The organism is Streptomyces yamdrokensis (genome assembly GCF_053890455.1).
The window spans coordinates 337,062-356,093 of record NZ_CM132679.1 but is presented as its reverse complement, the minus strand read 5'-3'; the positions used below and the strand labels follow the sequence as shown (position 1 = coordinate 356,093).

The window sequence follows — 19,032 nt, the reverse complement described above, 5'->3', positions numbered from 1 at the left end:
CCCGCCCGGCACGGGACGAGTGGCCCGGCTCACATGGCGTACCGGGCCTGCCACCGACACGATGGTCTTCGTCACCGGCAGGCTGAAGGGATCAACATGTTCCGCAAGGTGCTGGTAGCCAACCGTGGTGAGATCGCGATTCGGGCGTTCCGCGCGGGCTACGAGCTGGGTGCCCGAACGGTCGCGGTCTTCCCGCACGAGGACCGCAACTCGCTCCATCGGCTCAAGGCGGACGAGGCGTACCAGATCGGCCAGGTCGGGCATCCGGTGCGCGCCTACCTCTCGGTCGAGGAGATCGTGGGCGCGGCACGCCGGGCGGGTGTCGACGCCGTCTACCCGGGCTACGGATTCCTGTCCGAGAATCCCGAGCTGGCCCTGGCGTGCGAAGAGGCGGGCATCACCTTCGTCGGACCGAGTGCCCGCATCCTGGAGCTGACCGGGAACAAGGCGCGCGCCGTCGCCGCGGCCCGCGCGGCGGACGTGCCGGTGCTGGGCTCCTCGGAACCCTCCACCGACGTGGAGGAGCTCGTCCGCGCCGCCGACGACATCGGCTTCCCCGTGTTCGTCAAGGCGGTCGCCGGCGGCGGCGGGCGCGGGATGCGACGGGTCGAGGACCCCGCCCAGCTGCGGGAGTCCATCGAGGCGGCCTCGCGGGAGGCCGCGTCCGCGTTCGGCGACCCCACGGTCTTCCTGGAGCGGGCCGTCGTCGACCCCCGCCACATCGAGGTGCAGATCCTCGCCGACGGCCAGGGCAACGTCATTCACCTGTTCGAACGTGACTGCTCGGTGCAGCGCCGCCACCAGAAGGTGATCGAACTCGCGCCCGCGCCGAACCTCGACCCCGGGTTGCGGGACCGCATCTGTGCCGACGCCGTGCGCTTCGCCCGCCAGATCGGCTACCGCAACGCCGGCACCGTGGAATTCCTCGTCGACCGCGACGGGAACCACGTCTTCATCGAGATGAACCCCCGCATCCAGGTCGAGCACACGGTGACCGAGGAGGTCACCGACGTCGACCTCGTCCAGGCGCAGCTGCGCATCGCCGCCGGCGAGACACTCGCCGACCTCGGACTCGCCCAGGAGAACATCACCCTGCGCGGCGCCGCGCTGCAGTGCCGCATCACCACCGAGGACCCGGCCAACGGCTTCCGCCCCGACACCGGGCAGATCAGTGGCTACCGCTCGCCCGGCGGCTCCGGGATCCGCCTGGACGGCGGCACCACCCACGCCGGTACGGAGATCAGCGCACACTTCGACTCCATGCTGGTCAAACTGACCTGCCGGGGCCGGGACTTCGCCACCGCCGTGGGCCGGGCCCGGCGCGCCGTGGCCGAGTTCCGCATCCGCGGCGTCTCCACCAACATCCCCTTCCTCCAGGCCGTGCTCGACGACCCGGAGTTCCGGGCCGGACAGGTCACCACGTCGTTCATCGAGCAGCGCCCGCACCTGCTCACCGCGCGTCACTCCGCCGACCGCGGCACGAAGCTGCTGACCTACCTCGCCGACGTCACGGTGAACAAGCCGCACGGTGAGCGCCCTGCCCTGATCGATCCGACGGCCAAACTGTCCCACCTGTCCCAGCGGGCCCCCGCCGAACCGCCCACCGGATCCCGGCAGCGCCTCGCCGAACTCGGCCCCGAGGAATTCGCGAGCCGGCTGCGCGCGTCACCGACCATCGGCGTCACCGACACCACCTTCCGCGACGCCCACCAGTCGCTGCTCGCCACCCGGGTCCGCACCAAGGACCTGCTCGCCGTCGCCCCCGTGGTGGCGCGCACCCTGCCCGAGCTGCTCTCCCTGGAGTGCTGGGGGGGCGCCACCTACGACGTCGCCCTGCGCTTCCTCGCCGAGGACCCGTGGGAACGCCTGGCCGCCCTGCGGGAAGCCGTCCCCAACATCTGCCTGCAGATGCTGCTGCGGGGCCGCAACACCGTGGGCTACACGCCGTACCCGACCGAGGTGACCGACGCCTTCGTCGAGGAGGCGGCGGCCACCGGCATCGACATCTTCCGCATCTTCGACGCGCTGAACGACGTCGACCAGATGCGGCCCGCCATCGACGCCGTACGGGAGACCGGGACGGCCGTCGCGGAGGTCGCCCTGTGCTACACCTCCGACCTGTCCGACCCGTCCGAGCGGCTCTACACCCTGGACTACTACCTGCGCCTGGCCGAGCAGATCGTGGACGCCGGTGCGCACGTCCTGGCCGTCAAGGACATGGCCGGCCTGCTGAGGGCGCCCGCGGCGGCGACCCTGGTGTCCGCCCTGCGCCGGGAGTTCGACCTGCCGGTCCACCTGCACACCCACGACACCTCCGGCGGGCAGCTCGCCACCTACCTCGCCGCGGTCCAGGCAGGAGCGGACGCGGTCGACGGAGCGGTGGCGTCCATGGCGGGCACCACCTCGCAGCCCAGTCTGTCGGCGATCGTCGCGGCGACCGACCACTCCGAGCGCCCCACCGGCCTCGACCTCCAGGCCGTCGGAGACCTGGAGCCGTACTGGGAGAGCGTCCGCAAGGTCTACGCCCCCTTCGAAGCGGGCCTCGCCTCTCCCACCGGCCGCGTCTACCACCACGAGATCCCCGGCGGGCAGCTCTCCAACCTGCGCACCCAGGCCATCGCCCTCGGCCTCGGCGACCGCTTCGAGGACATCGAGGCGATGTACGCCGCCGCCGACCGGATCCTCGGCCGACTCGTCAAGGTCACCCCGTCCTCGAAGGTGGTCGGCGACCTGGCCCTGCACCTGGTGGGCGCCGGGGTGTCCCCGGACGACTTCGAGGAGGACCCCGGCCGGTTCGACATCCCCGACTCCGTCATCGGCTTCCTGCGCGGCGAGCTCGGCACCCCGCCCGGCGGCTGGCCCGAACCGTTCCGGACCAAGGCGCTGCGCGGCCGCGCCGACGCCAAGCCCTTGCAGGAACTGACCGCCGACGACCGCGCCGGGCTGGCGAAGGACCGCCGCACCACGCTCAACCGGCTGCTGTTTCCCGGTCCGGCCCGCGAGTTCGAGACGCACCGGCAGACCTTCGGCGACACCAGCGTCCTGGACAGCAAGGCCTTCTTCTACGGGCTGCGCCCCGACAAGGAGTACACCGTCGACCTCGACCCCGGGGTGCGGCTGCTCATCGAACTCCAGGCCGTGGGCGACGCCGACGAGCGCGGCATGCGCACCGTGATGTCCACCCTGAACGGCCAGATGCGGCCGATCCAGGTCCGCGACCGGGCCGCCGCCTCCGACGTCCCGGTCACCGAGAAGGCCGACCGGAACGACCCCGGCCATGTCGCGGCACCGTTCGCCGGAGTGGTGACCCTCGCGGTCGCCGAGGGCGACGAGGTGGCGGCCGGTGCCACGGTGGCCACCATCGAGGCGATGAAGATGGAGGCCGCGATCACCGCCCCGAAGTCCGGCACGGTGACCCGGCTGGCCATCAACCGCATCCAGCAGGTGGAGGGCGGTGACCTCCTCGTGGAACTCGCCTGAGCCGGCCACTGCCGGCCGCCCGCCGACCCGTCCCCGCTCCCCGCCCCGCCGCCGGCGCCCGGCGTGACGGCGACGTGTCTACTGGGGCGGTGTCGGTGTGTCGTGGGTCCGGTACATGGCCTGTACGTCGAGCTCCAGCTGGACGGTGGGCCCCACCACGGCGATGCCGCGGGCGAGCATCGAGCGCCAGTTGAGGGTGAAGTCCTCGCGGTGCAGTTCGGCCTTCGCGAGAGCGGCGCAGCGCAGTTCCTGCTCGTAGCCGCCGTTCACGGTGCCGAGGTACTCGGTGTCGAGGCCCACGGAGCGGCTGGTGCCGTGCATGGTGAGGGTGCCGTGCACGGTCCACTTCGAGCCGCCGCGATAGGCGAACCGGGTACTGGTGAAGTCGATGTACGGGTAGTGCTCGACGTCGAGGAAGTCCGCGGATCGCAGATGGTTGTCGCGCGTCTGGTTGCCCGTGGTGATGCTGGACGCGTCGATGCGCACCGAGACCTGGGAGTCGGTCATGTTCTGTGCGACACGGATGCCGCCCTCGAACCGCGTGAAGCGGCCGTGCACATGGGCCATGCCCACGTGCTTGGCGATGAACCGGATCGCGGTGTGCGGCGGGTCGAACAGCCAGGTGCCGGACGGTGGGAGCTCCAGCTGACGTGCGGGCTCGAGCACGACGCGCTGTGGAGGGAGCGCCACGCCGGCGGCTATCTCGACGGTCTCACGGACCGGTGACAGGCCCTCCGACGCGGTCATCACGCTGTAGGTGCCCGGGGGCAGGGCCGCCATGAAGTAACCGTACGGGTCGGTGGTGCCGCGGGCCGCGACCCGGTGACTGCTCAGCCCGGTCACCGTGACCTCGGCTCCGCCCAGCGGCTGTGCCAGCGTGTCGACGACCTCGCAGCCGAACATCCCCGCGCCGGGCGGCAGGGGCACGGAGAGGGCCGACGCGGCGCCGTGGGCGCCGTGGGAGCGCCGGCGTCGCAGCAGTCCGAGGACCATGGAGTTCACCTTTCTTCACACGCGTCGCTGTCACGCGACCCTGCACGGCAGAAGCGTTCGCGGCTGCCAAGAGGCCCGGGAAACGGGACGTCGGTACGAGGGGAGGCCGGTGACGATCATAAAGCCGACGACAGGGTGAATTCGCTGCTCCGGATACCGGCACACTCGTCGGACCGTGTCGCACACGTCACTGGGCGGGACCCGGTATGTGGGGTGATGATCCGGTTTGAGGGGGCAATACTTTGCTGTGACGCTCCGGCAAACAGTGTGGGGTGTGTCGCAAAGTTCATGCGCCACTCGCGGTATCGGCGCAGATCATGCACGACGTGCACACACCTCGCCGGCGCGCAGCCGGACCGATGAGTTCTCGCGCGCCACACCGTCCGAGAAGGAGAGACAGCGGGGAGTGGCGCGGAACGGACACCGCCCCCGCCGAGGAGAGGAGTGGTGCGTGATGAAGCTGGCGCTGACGCAGTTCCTGACGCTGGACGGCGTCCACCAGGGCCCGGGATCTCCGGACGAGGACACCAGTGACGGGTTCACCCGGGGCGGCTGGTTCGTACCGTACCTGGACGCGGCCTTCGAACAACTGGCCGCCGTCTGGCTCGGTCGGGCGGACGCCCTGCTGCTGGGCCGCCGTACGTACGAGAGCTTCGCACGGGACTGGCCGAAGATGACCGAACCGCCCTTCGGCCCGCTCATGAACGGCCTGCCGAAGTACGTGGCCTCCCACACCCTGACCGAGGCCGAGTGGGGCCCGGGCGCGATCCTCTCCGGCGACGTCCCCGCCCAGGTCGCCGACCTGAAGCGGCGGCCCGGCCGTGAACTGCAGCTCCACGGCAGCGCCCGGCTCTCCCAGTCCCTCCTGGCCGCCGGTCTGATCGACGAACTGCGCCTCGTGATCGCCCCGGTGGTCGTCGGCACCGGCCGCCGTCTCTTCCCGGCCGACGCCGCCCCGGCCGCTCTGCGCCTCGTCCACCACGAGACGACACCGCGCGGCCTGGCCGTCCACACCTACGAAACGACGGGGCGACCCGAGTACGGGACGTACGGCACCGACGCATAGGGGACGAGAGCCGGCAGCCCTGTGCGGCTGCTCGGCCCGTACGGGTACGGCGGAGAGATCCCCGCCGCTGGGTGCCGGACCTGTGCGGGGCGCCGACCGGGCATGGCGAGGACGACTTCGTGTGCTCCTCGCCCGTCGGCGGGCGGCGCGCCGTTCCCGGGTGTTCCGCGCGGTGCGACCGGCCGGGGCCGGCCGGACACCGCCGCCCCCACTGCGCGTGGGGGCGGCGGTGTCGTCGGGGCGAGGGAAGGCGAGGGGCCGCCGGGTGCGTCAGCCGGTCCGCACCACGCGGAAGGTGAGGCACACGAGGGGAGTGCCGTCCTCGACCGGGGTGCCCTCGCGCTGCCAGAAACGACGGTGGCCGGCCCGCCAGTCCTCCAGGGAGGCGTCGCCCTCGCCCTCGGCGGCAGCGTGTTCCCACGTGACCTCCGCGAAGGACGTCATTTCCACGCCGGTGATCTCGATCGTGGCGACAGCGCGGCCGTCGTTGTCCAGGAGAGCCAGCCGCTCACCGGGGAACTCCAGCCCTTCGGTCTCCTCGACGTACTCGGCCAGCAGGCCGGTCGTGGCGGTCTTCCGTCCGGCCAGAACGAGAGAGTTCAGCTCGTCGCGCAGCCCGTCGGGGGTACCGAGTTCCAGTGCGCGCATACCGCCGACTCGTGGCCACATGTGCCTCATCGCCTCACTCGGTCAGCCGTGGGAAACACGGATCGTCTTCGACCGGCCATTATGGCCGAACTCGAGGCCGGTCCGTTTCCACTGGACGGAAACGGCCCCTGGCCGGGTGGCCCGGACGGACGCAGAATGGCGGCCATGTCATCCTCGCGCGTCCACAGCCGTACGCAGATCGGCATCGTCGGTGCGGGTCCCGCCGGGCTCATGCTCTCCCACCTGCTCGCCCGTGCCGGGATCGACTCCGTCGCGGTCGACCTGCGCAGCCGTCGCGAGATCGAGGAGACCCACCGCGCCGGAATCCTCGAGCAGGACTCGGTCCACCTCCTGGTCGACACCGGCGTCTGCGACCGGGTGCGCCGGGACGGTTACCGCCACGACGGCATCGAGCTGGCCTTCGGCGGGGGCAGCCACCGGATCGACTTCCAGGGCCTGGCCGGCGCCTCGACCCAGCTCTACCCCCAGACGGACGTCTTCATCGACCTCGCCGACGCCCGGATGCGCGACGGCGGCGACGTCCGGTTCGGCGTCACCGGCGTGTCGGTCGACGACCTCGTCTCCGATACGCCGGTCATGCGGTTCACCGACGCCGACGGCGTCGGCCACGAGGTTCGCGCCGACTTCCTCGTGGGCGCCGACGGATCGCGCAGCCTGTGCCGCCGCGAGGTACCGGAGGCGGCGCGCACGCAGTACTTCCGCGAATACCCCTTCGCCTGGTTCGGCATCCTCACCGAGGCACCGCCCAGCGCACCGGAGCTGATCTACAACCACTCCCCGAGAGGCTTCGCACTGATCAGCCGGCGCACCGAGACCCTTCAGCGGATGTACTTCCAGTGCGACCCCGCGGAGGACGCCGCCGCCTGGTCCGACGACCGGATATGGGAGGAACTCCAGTCCCGTGTGGGGGCCAACGGGCACACGCTCAAGGAGGGGCCGGTCACCTCCAGGACCGTGCTCCCGTTCCGCAGTTTCGTCCAGGAGCCGATGCACCACGGACGGCTCGTGCTCGCCGGTGACGCCGCGCACACGGTGCCGCCGACCGGCGCCAAGGGCCTCAACCTGGCTCTCGCCGATGTACGGGTCCTGGCCGAGGAACTCGAGCGGGCCGTCGCGAGCGGCGACGCCGCCCCGCTGGAGACCTACAGCGAGCGCGCGCTCGGCCGGGTCTGGAAGGCCCAGCACTTCTCGTACTGGATGACCACCATGCTGCACACCCTGCCGGAGGCCACCCCGTTCGACGTACGGCGCCAGGAGGGCGAACTGGCCGCGGTGACCGGCTCGACCGCGGGCTCGACCTACCTCGCCGAGGCCTACACCGGGTGGCCGCAAGGGCGATGACCATGGCACTGCCCCGCCGGGAACCGGCCGCCGACCAGCCCGGCCGGGGCGTCACCGGCTGGCTCCCCGACCGGGCTGCCTCCCCGACCGGGTTGGCTCACCCGGCGCCGCAGGCTCCCGGCCGAGGACGACGCCGTGTGGAGACTGGCCGCCGGCCACCTTCACGTGCGCCCGACCCGGCTACGACGACGCGTTCGTGGACGAGGTCTGCTTGATCACCGACGGGCACGGCACACGCAGGGAGGTGTGCTCGCCGGAGGACACGTCGGTCCGCGACGCCGGCCGGCCGTGTCCGTGCCGCGCGGGTGGGCCGACGGGGAGCCGGGGCGGATGCCGGTCCCAGGCGCACAAGGAGTGCGGTGAAGGGGCGGGTGGGACAACAGGGTTTCCGCGCAGGCTGGTTGAGAATTGTCCGGTGCGGTCACAGGGGTGCTGATCAACGCTGGAACGCGGTGGAATGGAGGTGCCGGGGGGAGGGAGGGGCGCCTCGTGGAGCAGGCCTGTGGAGGACTCGTGGAGCAGGCGCGGCACTCCGGCCCGCCGGACGAGCCGTGACATGCCCCGTCCCGGTCCCGGACGACGATCACCTCCTGGGGGACCCGATGACCTTTCCGCCACCGCCCACCGGACCGGACGACGACCCGTCCGCGCCGCCGAAGCCGACCGAACCGCCCGCGCCGTCGATCCCGGCCCGGCCACCCGTACCCCCGCACAGCGCGCAGGCCTCACAGGATCCGCCCGGCCCGCCCGCACACGATTCGACGTTGCGGGGGCCGTCGTTCCAGGACTCGGTGCGGCACGATCCACTGGCGGTCGCCCTCGGCAACGCTTCGTTCCTCGGCGTGGGCTATCTGCTGGCGCGCCGCCCCGGACTGTTCTGGACCGCCGCGGTGATCACCTTCACGTTGGTCTGGACGACGGTCGCGACCGCCGAGACCTGGAGCGAGGTGCTTCTGCTGCTGTGGTGGGCGGCGGTCGTGGCGCACGGATGGCTGCTCGCCCGGCGCCGGCGGGGCGACCCGCGGACGGCACAGCGCCTGGTCGCGCTCGGCCTCACCGTCGCGGTGCTGCTGGGCGCGGGGCTGCTGCGGTTCGACGCCCACGGCATCGAGGACGACATCGCCCAGGCACGCGCGGACGGCGACTGCGAGGCGGTGACGGAGGCTCAGGAGCAGGTGTGGGCGGGCCACAGAGTCGCCGCGGCCCCGGTGGCCGCACGCGGCGACACCGCGGTCGGCACCTGTGAACGACTGGGGACCGCGCAAGCCCGGCTGACCGCCGGACTGAACGGCGACCAGGACGACCTGAACTCAGGTTTCCGCCTGCTCGCCTCGGTCCTGGAGGAGGACTCCCGCAACGACGCCACGGTCGGGGCCACCCTGGACCGCTTCCTGGAAGGCCTGCCCACCGACGACGCCTGCGAGACCGTCCGGATCACGGACTGGCTGAACGACCGGGAGCCGGAGCCGGGCCGGCAGGTACTGGACCGCTCCTCCGAGACCGCCGACCGGCTCGCTCCGGCCGCGCTGATGGGCTGCGGCGACGCCCTGATGGGCACCCGGGAGTGGTCGCAGGCGGAGTCCCGCTACCAGCGGCTGCTGGACGAGTACCCCGGCGACAGCCATGAGGGCCGGGCCCGCAAGGCGATCAGGAAGGCCGTGCTGGCCCTGCAACTGGACGAGGTGCGGCAGTTGGTGCGCGAGAACCGCTATTGCGAGGCGCCGGCGAAGTACGAGGGGGCTCCCGCGCGCCGAGCAGGCTCCGGCCGGGCCCTGTTCCTGGGAGACGGCGAGCACTCGGGCGAGCTTCCCGGCGCGTGGCGCACCACCGACGCGGCAAAGGCGGCGCTGGTGGTGTGCGTGGGCCGGCAGGGCTTCGGGAGTGCCGTGCGCACCTGCCCCTACCGGAGCGAGACCAGCGGGCGGATCAGCGACGTCACGTTCCGCAAGGTCTCGCTCCCGGTGAAGGTGTACGCCCTGCGCACCGGCGAGCGCGTGGCCGGCCGCACGGTCCAGATCAGCGGCTCCACCTGCCCGTCGCTCTTCTTCGCCTACGGTGTCATCCCCGCGAACAAGTACGTCACGCCCTCGAAGTCCGACATCCGCAACGCGTTCTCCGCCGTCCTCGGACGATGACGTCCGGCTGTCGGTGCAGGGTGCGAGACTGCGGGGCATGACCGACTCGAACCCCCGAACGGACCTGACCCGCTATCTGCAGGACGCCAGGGAAGCCCTGGTGTGGAAGCTCGAAGGTCTCTCGGAGTACGACGTCCGCCGCCCGCTGACACCCACCGGCACCAACCTGCTGGGACTGGTCAAGCATGCCGCCGGAGTGGAACTGGGGTACTTCGGCGACGTGTTCGGCCGGCCCTTCTTCCGGGAGGATCCGCCGCCCCGGTGGTACACGGAGGATGCCGAACCCAACGCGGACATGTGGGCCACCGCGGACGAGTCGCGCGAGGAGATCGTCACGCTCTACCACCGGGCGTGGGAGCACGCGGACAGCACGTTCGCGGCACTCGCGCTCGACACCGTCGGCCGCGTCCCGTGGTGGCCGGTGGAGCGGAGGGAGACCACGTTGCACCACCTCCTGGTACGCGTGATCGCCGACACCCACCGGCACGCCGGCCACGCGGACATCGTGCGGGAACTCATCGACGGGGCCGCCGGCGGGAGGAGGGGAGCGAGCGGCCTGCCGTCCGGTGACGCGGCCTGGTGGGAGGCCCACCGCCGCCGGCTGGAGCAGGCGGCAAGGGAGGCCGACAGCCGCTGACCGGCCCCGGCGGGCCGCGAAGCCCGGCGGACGCTGTCACGGCGCCGTCGGACACCTTCCGACCCGATCCGCCGGGCAGGCCCTCGGCCGAAGTCGTGGGCGGCGAAGGCGAGGCACACCACGGTCCCGTCCGGTTCGGTCGCCTCGTAGCCCTCCCTCTGCCTTTGCCGCGGCGGGGAGGAACAGCGCATTGCCGCTCTGCTCGGGACCGGTGACGATCTCGGCGCAGTGGGCCCGGCGGCCCTCGGTATCACCCGCGGCCATGACGCGCTCGGCCTCGCGGAGGCCGGCCTTGCCGTCGCGGCCGGGCACACCGGACGGAGCGAACACGTCGCTGCACAGAACCGCCTGGCCCTCCAGCGGCGCCGGTTCGTAGCCGCCGTACCCGTCGTTCCAGTCGGCCGCGGTGATCCGGGCGGGCTCCGCCGGCGGCAGAACCACCATGCTCACCCGGGCCGCCGGCGATCCCTCCCCTCACGGTGCCGGCAGAAGCCCGCATACACGGGGCACCGGGCCGGTCCGGAGGGCAGTGACCGTGCTGCCGGCTGCCGAGCTCAGCCATCCCGAACCAGGTGCCCCGCTCCGCCGGCGCCAATTCCCCGGCGGAATCGAACCATTCCGGTCTCCGCATGCCGCAGTGATCGTGGATGCGGTCCGCCCACCGCGACGGCAGGGCGTCGGTGGTGTCGGTGTTCACGGCAGCGCCGTGTCAGGCCGCGTCGTTGATCGATGTCATGGCGCAGAGCATGGCAGAAGGACCCGGCGACGTCCCCGCCCCGCAGTGCCGTCCGGCTCGTCGGCCGGTTCCTCGTGGGCTGGTCCGGCAGGCAGAGGCGGCGGTGAAAGAGGCCGCCCGCAGGCCTCAGCGCGGCTGACGCAGTCCGGTGACGAGGAGGCCGACCAGTCGGCGTGCGTCGTAGCGGGGATCGCTGTCCGCGCCGATGCAGAGGTTCCCGACGCCGCGCATGAGCGCGTAGGCCTCCACGTCGGTGCGGATCTCCCCGGACGCGGCCGCGGCGGCGAGGAGTTCGGCGCACACGGGCACGAGCCGGTCGAGGAAGTAGGAGTGCAGCGTCTCGAAGCCGGTGTTGTCGGACTGCAGGACACCGGCGAGTCCGTGCTTGGTGACCAGGAAGTCGACGAAGAGACTGATCCACTCCCGCAGCGCCGCGTGCGGCGTCGCACTGCTCTCCAGCAGGACCGGACCGGCCTCGGCGCAGGCCTCGACCTGGTGCCGGTAGACGGCGATGATGAGATCCGCCCGGGTCGGGAAGTGGCGGTAGATCGTGCCCACCCCGACACCGGCCCCGGTCGCGATGTCGCGCACCGGCGCGTCCACGCCCGATGTGACGAAGACGGTGGCCGCCGCGTCGAGCAGGGTCTTCTCGTTGCGCCGGGCGTCCGTCCGCTTGGGCCGACCCGCGCGCCCCGTGTTCTTGCTGCCGCTGCCGTCGCCGCCGTCGGTGTCGCTCACCGCGCCGCTCCCTCCACCGCCGGCCCTGCCGTACGGAACATGGTTCCGTAGCCTTGTTCCGGAGCGGAGTTCCGTTTGGTCCATGATGTCAGAACGCGGGGCCGGCGGCGACAGCCGGACGGACCGGCGACCGGCTCAGGACCGGGTCGTGCGCGGCGTCGCCCGGACGGTCCGGCCGTTCCCGTACTCGGCGCACCCCACTCCCCAGTGCTCCGACACGGCCCGCACTGCTGCGGCACCCGTGTCCTGATCGCTGCATCGGGTGTCCCGAACGACCGATTGCGACAACCGGGAACGTTCGCATACTGTATTCAACGCAAAGGCAAGGCTTGCCTAAATTCTTGCTTCTGGCGCGGTGCACACACTCCATGACGGCATCACGTGCTCCGGGCGTGGGTGGACCGGTGCCTCCCTCATCCGGAACCGTGGAGTTCGACCATGCGCTCAACCCGCCCGCGACTGCTCGTCGCGGCCGCCGTGTCCTCCTTCGAGCCGACGGCACGGAGCGGGATGTGACCTCCGGACTCTCCGCGGTCCTGCCCGACCTCTCGCCCTGGCGGTCCTCCCGCGACTTCCGGCTCCTGTGGGTGCAGGGGCTGGTCACGACCTTCGGCAGCTTCATGGCCCTGGTCGCCCTGCCGCTGCAGATCAAGGAGCTGACCGGATCACCCCTCGCCGTGGGCGCCATGGGCGCGGTCGAACTGGTGCCCCTGGTGGTCTTCGGGCTGTACGGCGGCGCGCTCGCCGACGCCGCGGACCGGCGCAGGGTCATCCTGCTCACCGAGGCCGGACTGGGCGTGCTCGCGCTCGTCCTCCTGGTCAACGCGACGCTGCCGGAACCGATGCTGTGGCCGCTGTACGTGGTCGCGGCCGGGGTGGCGGCCCTGGCGGGACTCCAACGGCCCGCGCTGGACTCGCTGATGGCCCGGATCGTGCCGCACGACCAGCTCCCGGCGGCAGCCGCCCTGAACGCGCTGCGCTGGCAGATCGGCGCCATCGCCGGACCCGCCCTGGCCGGCCTGGTCGTGGCGTACGCGGGCAGCGCCCCGGCCTACGCGACGACGGCGGCCGGCTTCGCCGTCTCGATCCTGCTGTGCCTGCGGCTCGCGCCCATGCCGGCGGCCGAGAACGCGGGGAAACCGTCGCTGCGGGGCATCGCCGAGGGAGCACGGTACGCCTGGTCACGGCCGGTGCTCCTCGGCACGTACGCGGTGGACATGGCGGCGATGTTCTTCGCCTTCCCGAACACGATCTTCCCGTTCCTCGCCGACGAACTGGACGCCGACTGGTCGCTGGGGCTGATGTACGCGGCGGGTTCCGTCGGCTCGGTGGCGGTGAGTCTGACCAGCGGCTGGGTCTCCCGGGTGCGGCGGCACGGACTCCTGGTGGTGTGCGGCGCGACCGGCTGGGGCCTGGCCATCGCGGCGGCGGGCTGGTTGTCGGACATCTGGCTGGTGCTGGTCTGTCTGGCACTGGCCGGGGCCGGCGACATGCTGAGCGGGCTGGGTCGCTCGACCATCTGGAACCAGACCATCCCCGACGAACTGCGCGGCCGGCTCGCGGGCATCGAGGTGCTGTCGTACAGCGTCGGCCCGCAGCTCGGACAGGTCAGGGCGGGCGCGATGGCCGGCTGGACCGGCACCCGTCCCGCCTTCTGGACCGGAGGCCTCGCCTGCGTGGCCTCGGTGGGTCTGCTGGCGGTCGCGCTGCCGAGGCTGCTCACCTACGACGCGCTGACGGACGAGGACGCCCTTCGCCGCCGCGCCGCCCACACCGCCTCGACCGGCGGACCGGGCCCGGCCGAAACGGCCGGGAAGCCGGACGTGTGACGGCCGTGCCGGGCGGCCGCGAGGGCCGCCCGGCACGACGGGGGATCACGTCAGCGGAGTGATCCGGATGTTGCGGAACCTCACCTTGTTTCCATGGTCCTGCAGCCGGATCGCTCCCGCGGCAGGAGTCTCGGACCGGCCCGAGGCGGTCGGTCCGTCGAGGGCGACGTCGTCGTGGACCTTCTGCCCGTTCCACACCACCGTGACCCGGGCATCGGTGGTCTTTCGGCCGCTGTCGTCGAAGCGGGCCGCGCGGAAGTCGATGTCGTAGGTCTGCCAGGTCTCGGGTGCCGTCGCCGCGTTGGTGTCGGGCGCCCGCTTCAGATAGAACGCCCCCGCCTCGTCGGTGTCGGGCGTGGTGTCACCGTGGGAGTCGAGGATCTGCAGCTCGTAGCGGTCCTGGAGGAAGATGCCGCTGTTCCCGCGGTCCTGCCCGGTGACCTCGGGGGGAAGGAGCGGGACCCGGAACTCCACATGCAGTCTGAAGTCCTGGTAGGCGTCCTTGGTGCGGATGTCGCCGCAGCACACCTCCATCGACTTCTCGTCGCTCAGCGGCCATCGCAGGCTCCTGCCGTCCGTGTGCTGCCACTGCGCCTGCGAGGCGGCCGTACCGTCGAAGAGCGGGACCTGGGCTCCGTGCGGACGGACACTGAGCATGTCGAGATTGACATGACCGGTGTCGCCCGGGTCGAACCGGTAGGAGACCGTGTTGCTCCCGGCGCGCAGCGCCAGCCGCTCGGTCCGCGTCGACCAGGAGTCCCAGTCGTCGGTGGGCGGGAGCTGCGTCTGCCGCAGCTTCTTCCCGTTGACGTACAGGGACAGGGACTTGGTGCCCCGGAACGGGTCCGGCCCGTTGGAGTAGCGCAGCCCCACGTCGTAGGCGCCCGACTTCGGGACCGTCACGTCGAACGTCGTGCCGGCCCTGCCCTCGGTGGCGTACCGGTCCACGAAGCCGCTGCCGGAGTAGCCGGTGTGGTCGGTGTCGACACCGGCCGTGCCCGTCAGGCGCGCCTCCTCGGCCTCGTACCGGGTCGCGGGAGCCGGCTGCTTGCCGGGGATCCGGTTGAGGGTGTACCAGGCCTCCGTGTTCCACAGCTGCTCACCGGAGTCCGACGTGAAGGGACGCGGGGAGCGGATGTGCACGACACGGCCCGGCTTGAGGTCGTCCAGCCGCAGCTTGACGGTACGCCGGTCCTTCGAGAGCGTCGCCGAGCGCACCGGCAGCCGCTCCTCGGCGATCTTCGGACCGCCGTAGTCCGCGGTCGGCGTGTAGCGCCACTGCTCCGCGCGGTAGTGGGCCGCCAACTGCTCGGCGGTGGCGTCGGAGACCGGCTGGGTGTAGGTCAGATCGAAGCCGCCGGACACGGCACGCATGGTCTTGACGTCGAACGTGTTCCGGCCGTTCGGCGTCAGCTTCTGCAGACCGAACCTGAGCTTGCCCTCCTGGCCCCAGTTGCCGTCGGCTCCCAGCCCGCCGACGTAGATCGCGCCGTCGGGCCCCTGGGTCACCCGGTTGATGCCGGCCTCGAGCCCCTGGGTGTGGCGGAAGACGGCGCCCTGGTACTGGCCCTTCACCTTCTCCAGGTAGGCGCGCTGCAGACCGCCGTAGGTGACGTCGCCCAGCAGCATCTGGCCGGCGAACGGGCCCTTCTTCAGGTACAGGGGAGTGGAGGGGGAGTTGGCGATCTCGTTCTGCGGAAGCCACAGCACCGGCTCGGTGACGGGGGAGTCGTCGAAAGGGCCGGCGGGCTCGGTGTAGTGGTTGAAGAAGCGTCCCTGCTTGATCTGGACGAGCTTCGACGAGGGAAGCCATCCGCCCTGGTTGTCGGTGGCGAAGATGCTGCCGCCAGGCCCCCAGCCGATGCCGTTGGGCGTCCGCAGCCCTCCCGCGACCGGACTGATCCTCCCCGTCTTCTTGCTGACCTTGTACGTGGCCCCGCGGCCCGGCGCCGGCTGCGGCACGGTGGTCGCGCCGCCGAGGTCGATGGCGACGGAGAGGTTCACGTAGAAGTGGCCGTCCCGGTAGAGCAGCCCGAAGGCGAACTCGTGGAAGTTGCCGCCGTACGGCCAGGTCGCGACCGTCCGGTACTCGTCGGCGACCTCGTCGCCGTCGCGGTCGACGAGCCGTGTCAGCTCGTGCTTCTGCGAGACGTACAGGGCTCCGTCGACGTACTTGATCCCCATGGGCTCGCGCAGCCCGCTCGCCACCTTCGTGACGGTGACCTTGTCGCGGCTGGTGGCGCCGGTGACGTTGTCGAGCAGGTACACCTCTCCGGCAACGTTGTCCGTGCCGCCCCACGTGCTGATCGCCAGACGCCCGTCGGGCAACCAGTCCATGCCGCTGACCTGTGGTTCGAAGCCGTCCGGGCGCAGATCGGTAAGGGTCAGGTCGGGGCGCACGTCGGTGAGCGGGAGGCCGTCGCCGGGGGAGTCGCCGCTCGCCTCGCACTCCTTGCGGCCCGGCGCCGTGACCCGGACGACCCCGGCGTCGGTGCTCAGCACCTCCCGGGGCACGACGGTGAAGTCGCCCGCGCCCGGCGGCTTCCAGGCCAGCTGGAGCTGCTGCCCGCCGTCGCGCTCGAAGTGGTCGATGCGCAACGGGTGTGCCCCGGCGGTGAGATGGACCGTGCCGTCCTTCGGCTCGGCACCGTGGAGCCCGTCGTGATCGATCACCGTGTCGCCGTCGATCGCCAGCCGTGAGCCGTCGTCACTGGTCAGGCGGAACACGTACGAGCCGTCGCTCGGAATGTTCAGGTAGCCCGAGGCCTCGGTGACGAAGTGATCGGACAGCCCGCCGAAGTCGGCCTCCGTGGACCAGTCGACCGTCGGCATCAGCTTGTCGTGGTTGGGAGTCTGACCCGGTTTCAGGGTGCACAGCCTGCTCAGCGGCGTCCGCACGTCGAACACGCGCAGTGTGACCCCGGGTTCCTGGGGCGGAATGTCCGCGGGAGCGGCGGCGGCCGGTGGCGCGGAGCACAGACCCGCGGCCAGGGCCCCCGCGAACAACAGGGGGATGAGGTGTCTTCGAGCGCGTGGGAACAGACGGTTGCGCAATGGTCCTCCACGAGTCGGGGACCGGACCGTGCCGGATTTCGCTCCGGTCTGCTGCGGTGGCGCTGTACTTGCGCCGTCAAGCTAGAGGACTTCCGCTTGACGTGTCCATACTTTGTCATCGGAGAGTTCAAAGTCCGGGACCCCGCGAGGCCGGGAAGAGGCCTTCCGCTCCTGCGAGTTGTGTGGAACTTCTCCGTACTCCGGTGCTTGGACGGAGAAATGGCCGGGGCCAAGTAGTGATGGCGCGAGGGCGAAGACTGCGCATGACACACCGGATTCCGTAGACCTTCGCATTGACGGGGACATGACCTGAGAGTTCAATCATGCCTCGAGGCAAGTCGGCCGGTTCGCCGGCACGGCGCAACCCGCAGTCCTCACCTCGTACCTCAGCACGGTCTCGGCGGCGGCCCCGACGCCGTCGCCCCGACGGGTCTGCACCGCTCCGGGTTCAACCCCTGAAGGTCCCCAGCGTCCTGAAGGTTCCGGAGGTCCTGAAGGTGAGGACACCCCCACCGGGAGGTCACGCCCATGACGCCCCCGCGCGGACGCGTTCAGCTTCGCGGCACACCCCCTCCGGCCTCGTCGAGTTCACCAAGAACCACGTCTACCCGGCCTTCCGCGCCGCCGGGATCGACACCGAGGTCCTCGTGCACGACTGGAACTACGGCGACTACGCGGGCTTCGGCGCCCCCGTCCTCGCGGACGCCGGAGTGCGCGAGGACCCGCTCTCCGGCGGCATCGCCTGGCACGGCTACGCCGGTGACCCCGCGGTGGGCAGCCAGGTGCACGGCCAGTACCCGGACGTCCGTCAGTTCAGCACCGAGCACTCCGGTGGCACCTGGATCGGCAACCAGCACAACGAGGACCTGGCCGACATCGTGGGCTACGCCCGCAACTGGAGCAGCAGCCTGGTCAAGTGGAGCCTGGCCCTCAACCAGGACATGGGTCCGCACAACGGCGGCTGCGGTACCTGCACCGGGCTGATCACCGTGCAGGAGGGCGGCCCGCGGGCAGGGCAGGTCGACTACACGGCCGAGTACTACACCACCGGCCACCTGACCAGGTTCGTCAGGCCCGGCGCCCACCGGATCGCCTCCACCGCCGGCACCACCGTGTCCAACGTCGCCTGGCGCAACCCCGACGGCTCCAAGGCCCTGATCGCCCACAACGGAGGAACCTCCGCCCGTTCGGTCCGCGTCGACTGGGGCGGCCAGTCCTTCACCTACAGCCTCCCCGCCCGCACCACCGCCACCTTCACCTGGTCCGGCACCCCCTCGGGCAATCCGGGCGGCAGCACCGGCACCCTCACCGGACTCGTGGGCAAGTGCCTGGACGTCGCCGGGGATCCACGGCCGACGGCACCGCGGTGCAGCTCCACACCTGCAACGGCACGGCGGCCCAGCGCCGGACCGTGAGCGCCGACGGCAGCGTGCGGGCCCTCGGCAAGTGCCTGGACGTCACCGGCGCCTCGAGGGCCGACGGCACCCGGGTGCAGCTCTACGGCTGCAACGGCAGCACGGCCCAGCAGTGGTCGTACAACCCCGCGACCCGCGACGTGGTCAACACCGGCGCGGACAAGTGCCTCGACATCACCGGCAACAACTCCGCGGACGGCACACCCGCCCAGATCTGGACCTGCACCGGCGCCGCCAACCAGAAATGGACCCTGAACACCGCCTGACCCACCGGCAGCCTGACCCACCCGGCAGCCTGACCCACCCGGTGCGGGCCCCCAGGCGGCCGGCCGGCCCCGGGCACCACTGTGTGATCATGTCCGCATGGCAGCCGGTCGGATCATCTTCCTCAACGGCACGTCCAGTTCGGGGAAGTCGAGCATCGCCCGGGAACTGCTCGGCATCCTGGACGACGGTGTCTTCTTCCATCTGGCGGTGGACGGCTTCAACGCGATGCGTACGAAGCGGCCCCTCGCCCAGGAGGACCTCGACACCGCTCTGCGCCGGACGAGAAGGGGCTTCCACCGTTCGGTCGCGGCCATGGCCGAGGTGGGCAACGATGTCGTCGTCGACCACGTTCTCAGCGAGCCGTGGCGACTGGTCGACTGCCTGACCGTACTGCGTCCCACGGACGTGCTGTTCGTCGGCGTCCACTGCCCACCGGACGAACTGGCCCGCCGCGAAAAGGCCCGTGGAGACCGTCCCTTCGGCCTCGCGGCCCTCCAGTACGACCTGGTCCATCAGCACGGCGACTACGACCTCGAATGCGACACCGGCACGGCGAGTCCACACGAGTGCGCCGAAATGATCAAGGAATTCCTCCCGCGCCGGCCGACGCCCACCGCCTTCACTCGCCTGCGCGCCCGGTATCTGACGGACGGCGATCCGATGGGCTGAGAG

The 19,032-nt window shown here is 71.3% G+C and carries 11 protein-coding genes and 1 pseudogene; 8 read left to right on the top strand and 4 right to left on the bottom strand.

What is annotated here, in order from left to right; genetic code table 11:
- Positions 1-96 precede the first annotated feature (96 nt).
- Positions 97-3,480, top strand: a complete 3,384-nt coding sequence (locus tag ACWZEH_RS01130; protein WP_456195070.1) for a pyruvate carboxylase — start codon at positions 97-99, stop codon at positions 3,478-3,480.
- A 78-nt stretch (positions 3,481-3,558) separates the two neighbouring features.
- Here the strand turns inward: ACWZEH_RS01130 and ACWZEH_RS01125 are convergent, their stop codons facing one another.
- On the bottom strand, positions 3,559-4,473 hold the full coding sequence (locus tag ACWZEH_RS01125) for a YceI family protein (RefSeq protein ID WP_456195069.1): 915 nt from the start codon (positions 4,471-4,473) through the stop codon (positions 3,559-3,561).
- Positions 4,474-4,927: 454 nt separating this feature from the next.
- Between ACWZEH_RS01125 and ACWZEH_RS01120 the strand changes: the two genes are divergently transcribed.
- Positions 4,928-5,539 carry a dihydrofolate reductase family protein gene (locus ACWZEH_RS01120; protein ID WP_456195068.1) on the top strand — a complete coding sequence of 204 codons (612 nt, stop codon included), beginning with the start codon at positions 4,928-4,930 and terminating at the stop codon, positions 5,537-5,539.
- A gap of 270 nt (positions 5,540-5,809) precedes the next feature.
- On the opposite strand, the gene ACWZEH_RS01115 is transcribed toward ACWZEH_RS01120, so the two are convergent.
- Positions 5,810-6,208, bottom strand: a complete 399-nt coding sequence (locus ACWZEH_RS01115; RefSeq protein ID WP_456195067.1) for an ASCH domain-containing protein — start codon at positions 6,206-6,208, stop codon at positions 5,810-5,812.
- Positions 6,209-6,352: 144 nt separating this feature from the next.
- On the opposite strand from ACWZEH_RS01115, the gene ACWZEH_RS01110 reads away from it, so the two are divergent.
- The 3 genes from ACWZEH_RS01110 (at position 6,353) to ACWZEH_RS01100 (ending at position 10,321) form a co-directional block, all read left to right on the top strand.
- Positions 6,353-7,549, top strand: coding sequence for a 4-hydroxybenzoate 3-monooxygenase (locus ACWZEH_RS01110; protein WP_456195066.1), 1,197 nt, complete (start codon positions 6,353-6,355; stop codon positions 7,547-7,549).
- Positions 7,550-8,151: 602 nt separating this feature from the next.
- The gene (locus ACWZEH_RS01105) at positions 8,152-9,684 is read left to right on the top strand and encodes a hypothetical protein (protein ID WP_456195065.1); all 1,533 of its coding nucleotides are present in this window, start codon (positions 8,152-8,154) and stop codon (positions 9,682-9,684) included.
- Between the two features lie 37 nt (positions 9,685-9,721).
- Positions 9,722-10,321 carry a DinB family protein gene (locus ACWZEH_RS01100; RefSeq protein WP_456195064.1) on the top strand — a complete coding sequence of 200 codons (600 nt, stop codon included), beginning with the start codon at positions 9,722-9,724 and terminating at the stop codon, positions 10,319-10,321.
- 862 nt (positions 10,322-11,183) lie between these two features.
- Here the strand turns inward: ACWZEH_RS01100 and ACWZEH_RS01095 are convergent.
- Entirely contained in the window at positions 11,184-11,795 is a 612-nt protein-coding gene (locus ACWZEH_RS01095; protein ID WP_456195063.1) for a TetR/AcrR family transcriptional regulator, read from the bottom strand.
- 512 nt (positions 11,796-12,307) lie between these two features.
- Between ACWZEH_RS01095 and ACWZEH_RS01090 the strand changes: the two genes are divergently transcribed.
- Positions 12,308-13,624 (top strand): MFS transporter, encoded by a 1,317-nt coding sequence (locus ACWZEH_RS01090; RefSeq protein WP_456195062.1) that lies wholly within the window; start codon positions 12,308-12,310, stop codon positions 13,622-13,624.
- Positions 13,625-13,669: 45 nt separating this feature from the next.
- Here ACWZEH_RS01090 and ACWZEH_RS01085 read toward each other — a convergent pair whose 3' ends face one another.
- The gene (locus tag ACWZEH_RS01085; RefSeq protein ID WP_456195061.1) at positions 13,670-16,678 is read right to left on the bottom strand and encodes a 3-keto-alpha-glucoside-1,2-lyase-like domain-containing protein; all 3,009 of its coding nucleotides are present in this window, start codon (positions 16,676-16,678) and stop codon (positions 13,670-13,672) included.
- Positions 16,679-17,247: 569 nt separating this feature from the next.
- On the opposite strand from ACWZEH_RS01085, the pseudogene ACWZEH_RS01080 reads away from it, so the two are divergent.
- A pseudogene (locus tag ACWZEH_RS01080) lies at positions 17,248-18,359 on the top strand (ricin-type beta-trefoil lectin domain protein); the annotation flags it as partial.
- Between the two features lie 97 nt (positions 18,360-18,456).
- Positions 18,457-19,029: a chloramphenicol phosphotransferase CPT family protein gene (locus ACWZEH_RS01075; RefSeq protein ID WP_456195060.1), complete on the top strand. Its 573-nt coding sequence runs from the start codon at positions 18,457-18,459 to the stop codon at positions 19,027-19,029.
- Positions 19,030-19,032: the final 3 nt, after the last annotated feature.

Bases quoted from the DNA above. Each gene is read 5' to 3' on its own strand.
- ACWZEH_RS01115 (WP_456195067.1), bottom strand. From the start codon at position 6,208: ATGTGGCCACGAGTCGGCGGTATGCGCGCACTGGAACTCGGTACCCCC.
- ACWZEH_RS01075 (WP_456195060.1), top strand. From the start codon at position 18,457: ATGGCAGCCGGTCGGATCATCTTCCTCAACGGCACGTCCAGTTCGGGG.
- ACWZEH_RS01130 (WP_456195070.1), top strand. From the start codon at position 97: ATGTTCCGCAAGGTGCTGGTAGCCAACCGTGGTGAGATCGCGATTCGG.
- ACWZEH_RS01125 (WP_456195069.1), bottom strand. From the start codon at position 4,473: ATGGTCCTCGGACTGCTGCGACGCCGGCGCTCCCACGGCGCCCACGGC.
- ACWZEH_RS01120 (WP_456195068.1), top strand. From the start codon at position 4,928: ATGAAGCTGGCGCTGACGCAGTTCCTGACGCTGGACGGCGTCCACCAG.
- ACWZEH_RS01100 (WP_456195064.1), top strand. From the start codon at position 9,722: ATGACCGACTCGAACCCCCGAACGGACCTGACCCGCTATCTGCAGGAC.
- ACWZEH_RS01105 (WP_456195065.1), top strand. From the start codon at position 8,152: ATGACCTTTCCGCCACCGCCCACCGGACCGGACGACGACCCGTCCGCG.
- ACWZEH_RS01110 (WP_456195066.1), top strand. From the start codon at position 6,353: ATGTCATCCTCGCGCGTCCACAGCCGTACGCAGATCGGCATCGTCGGT.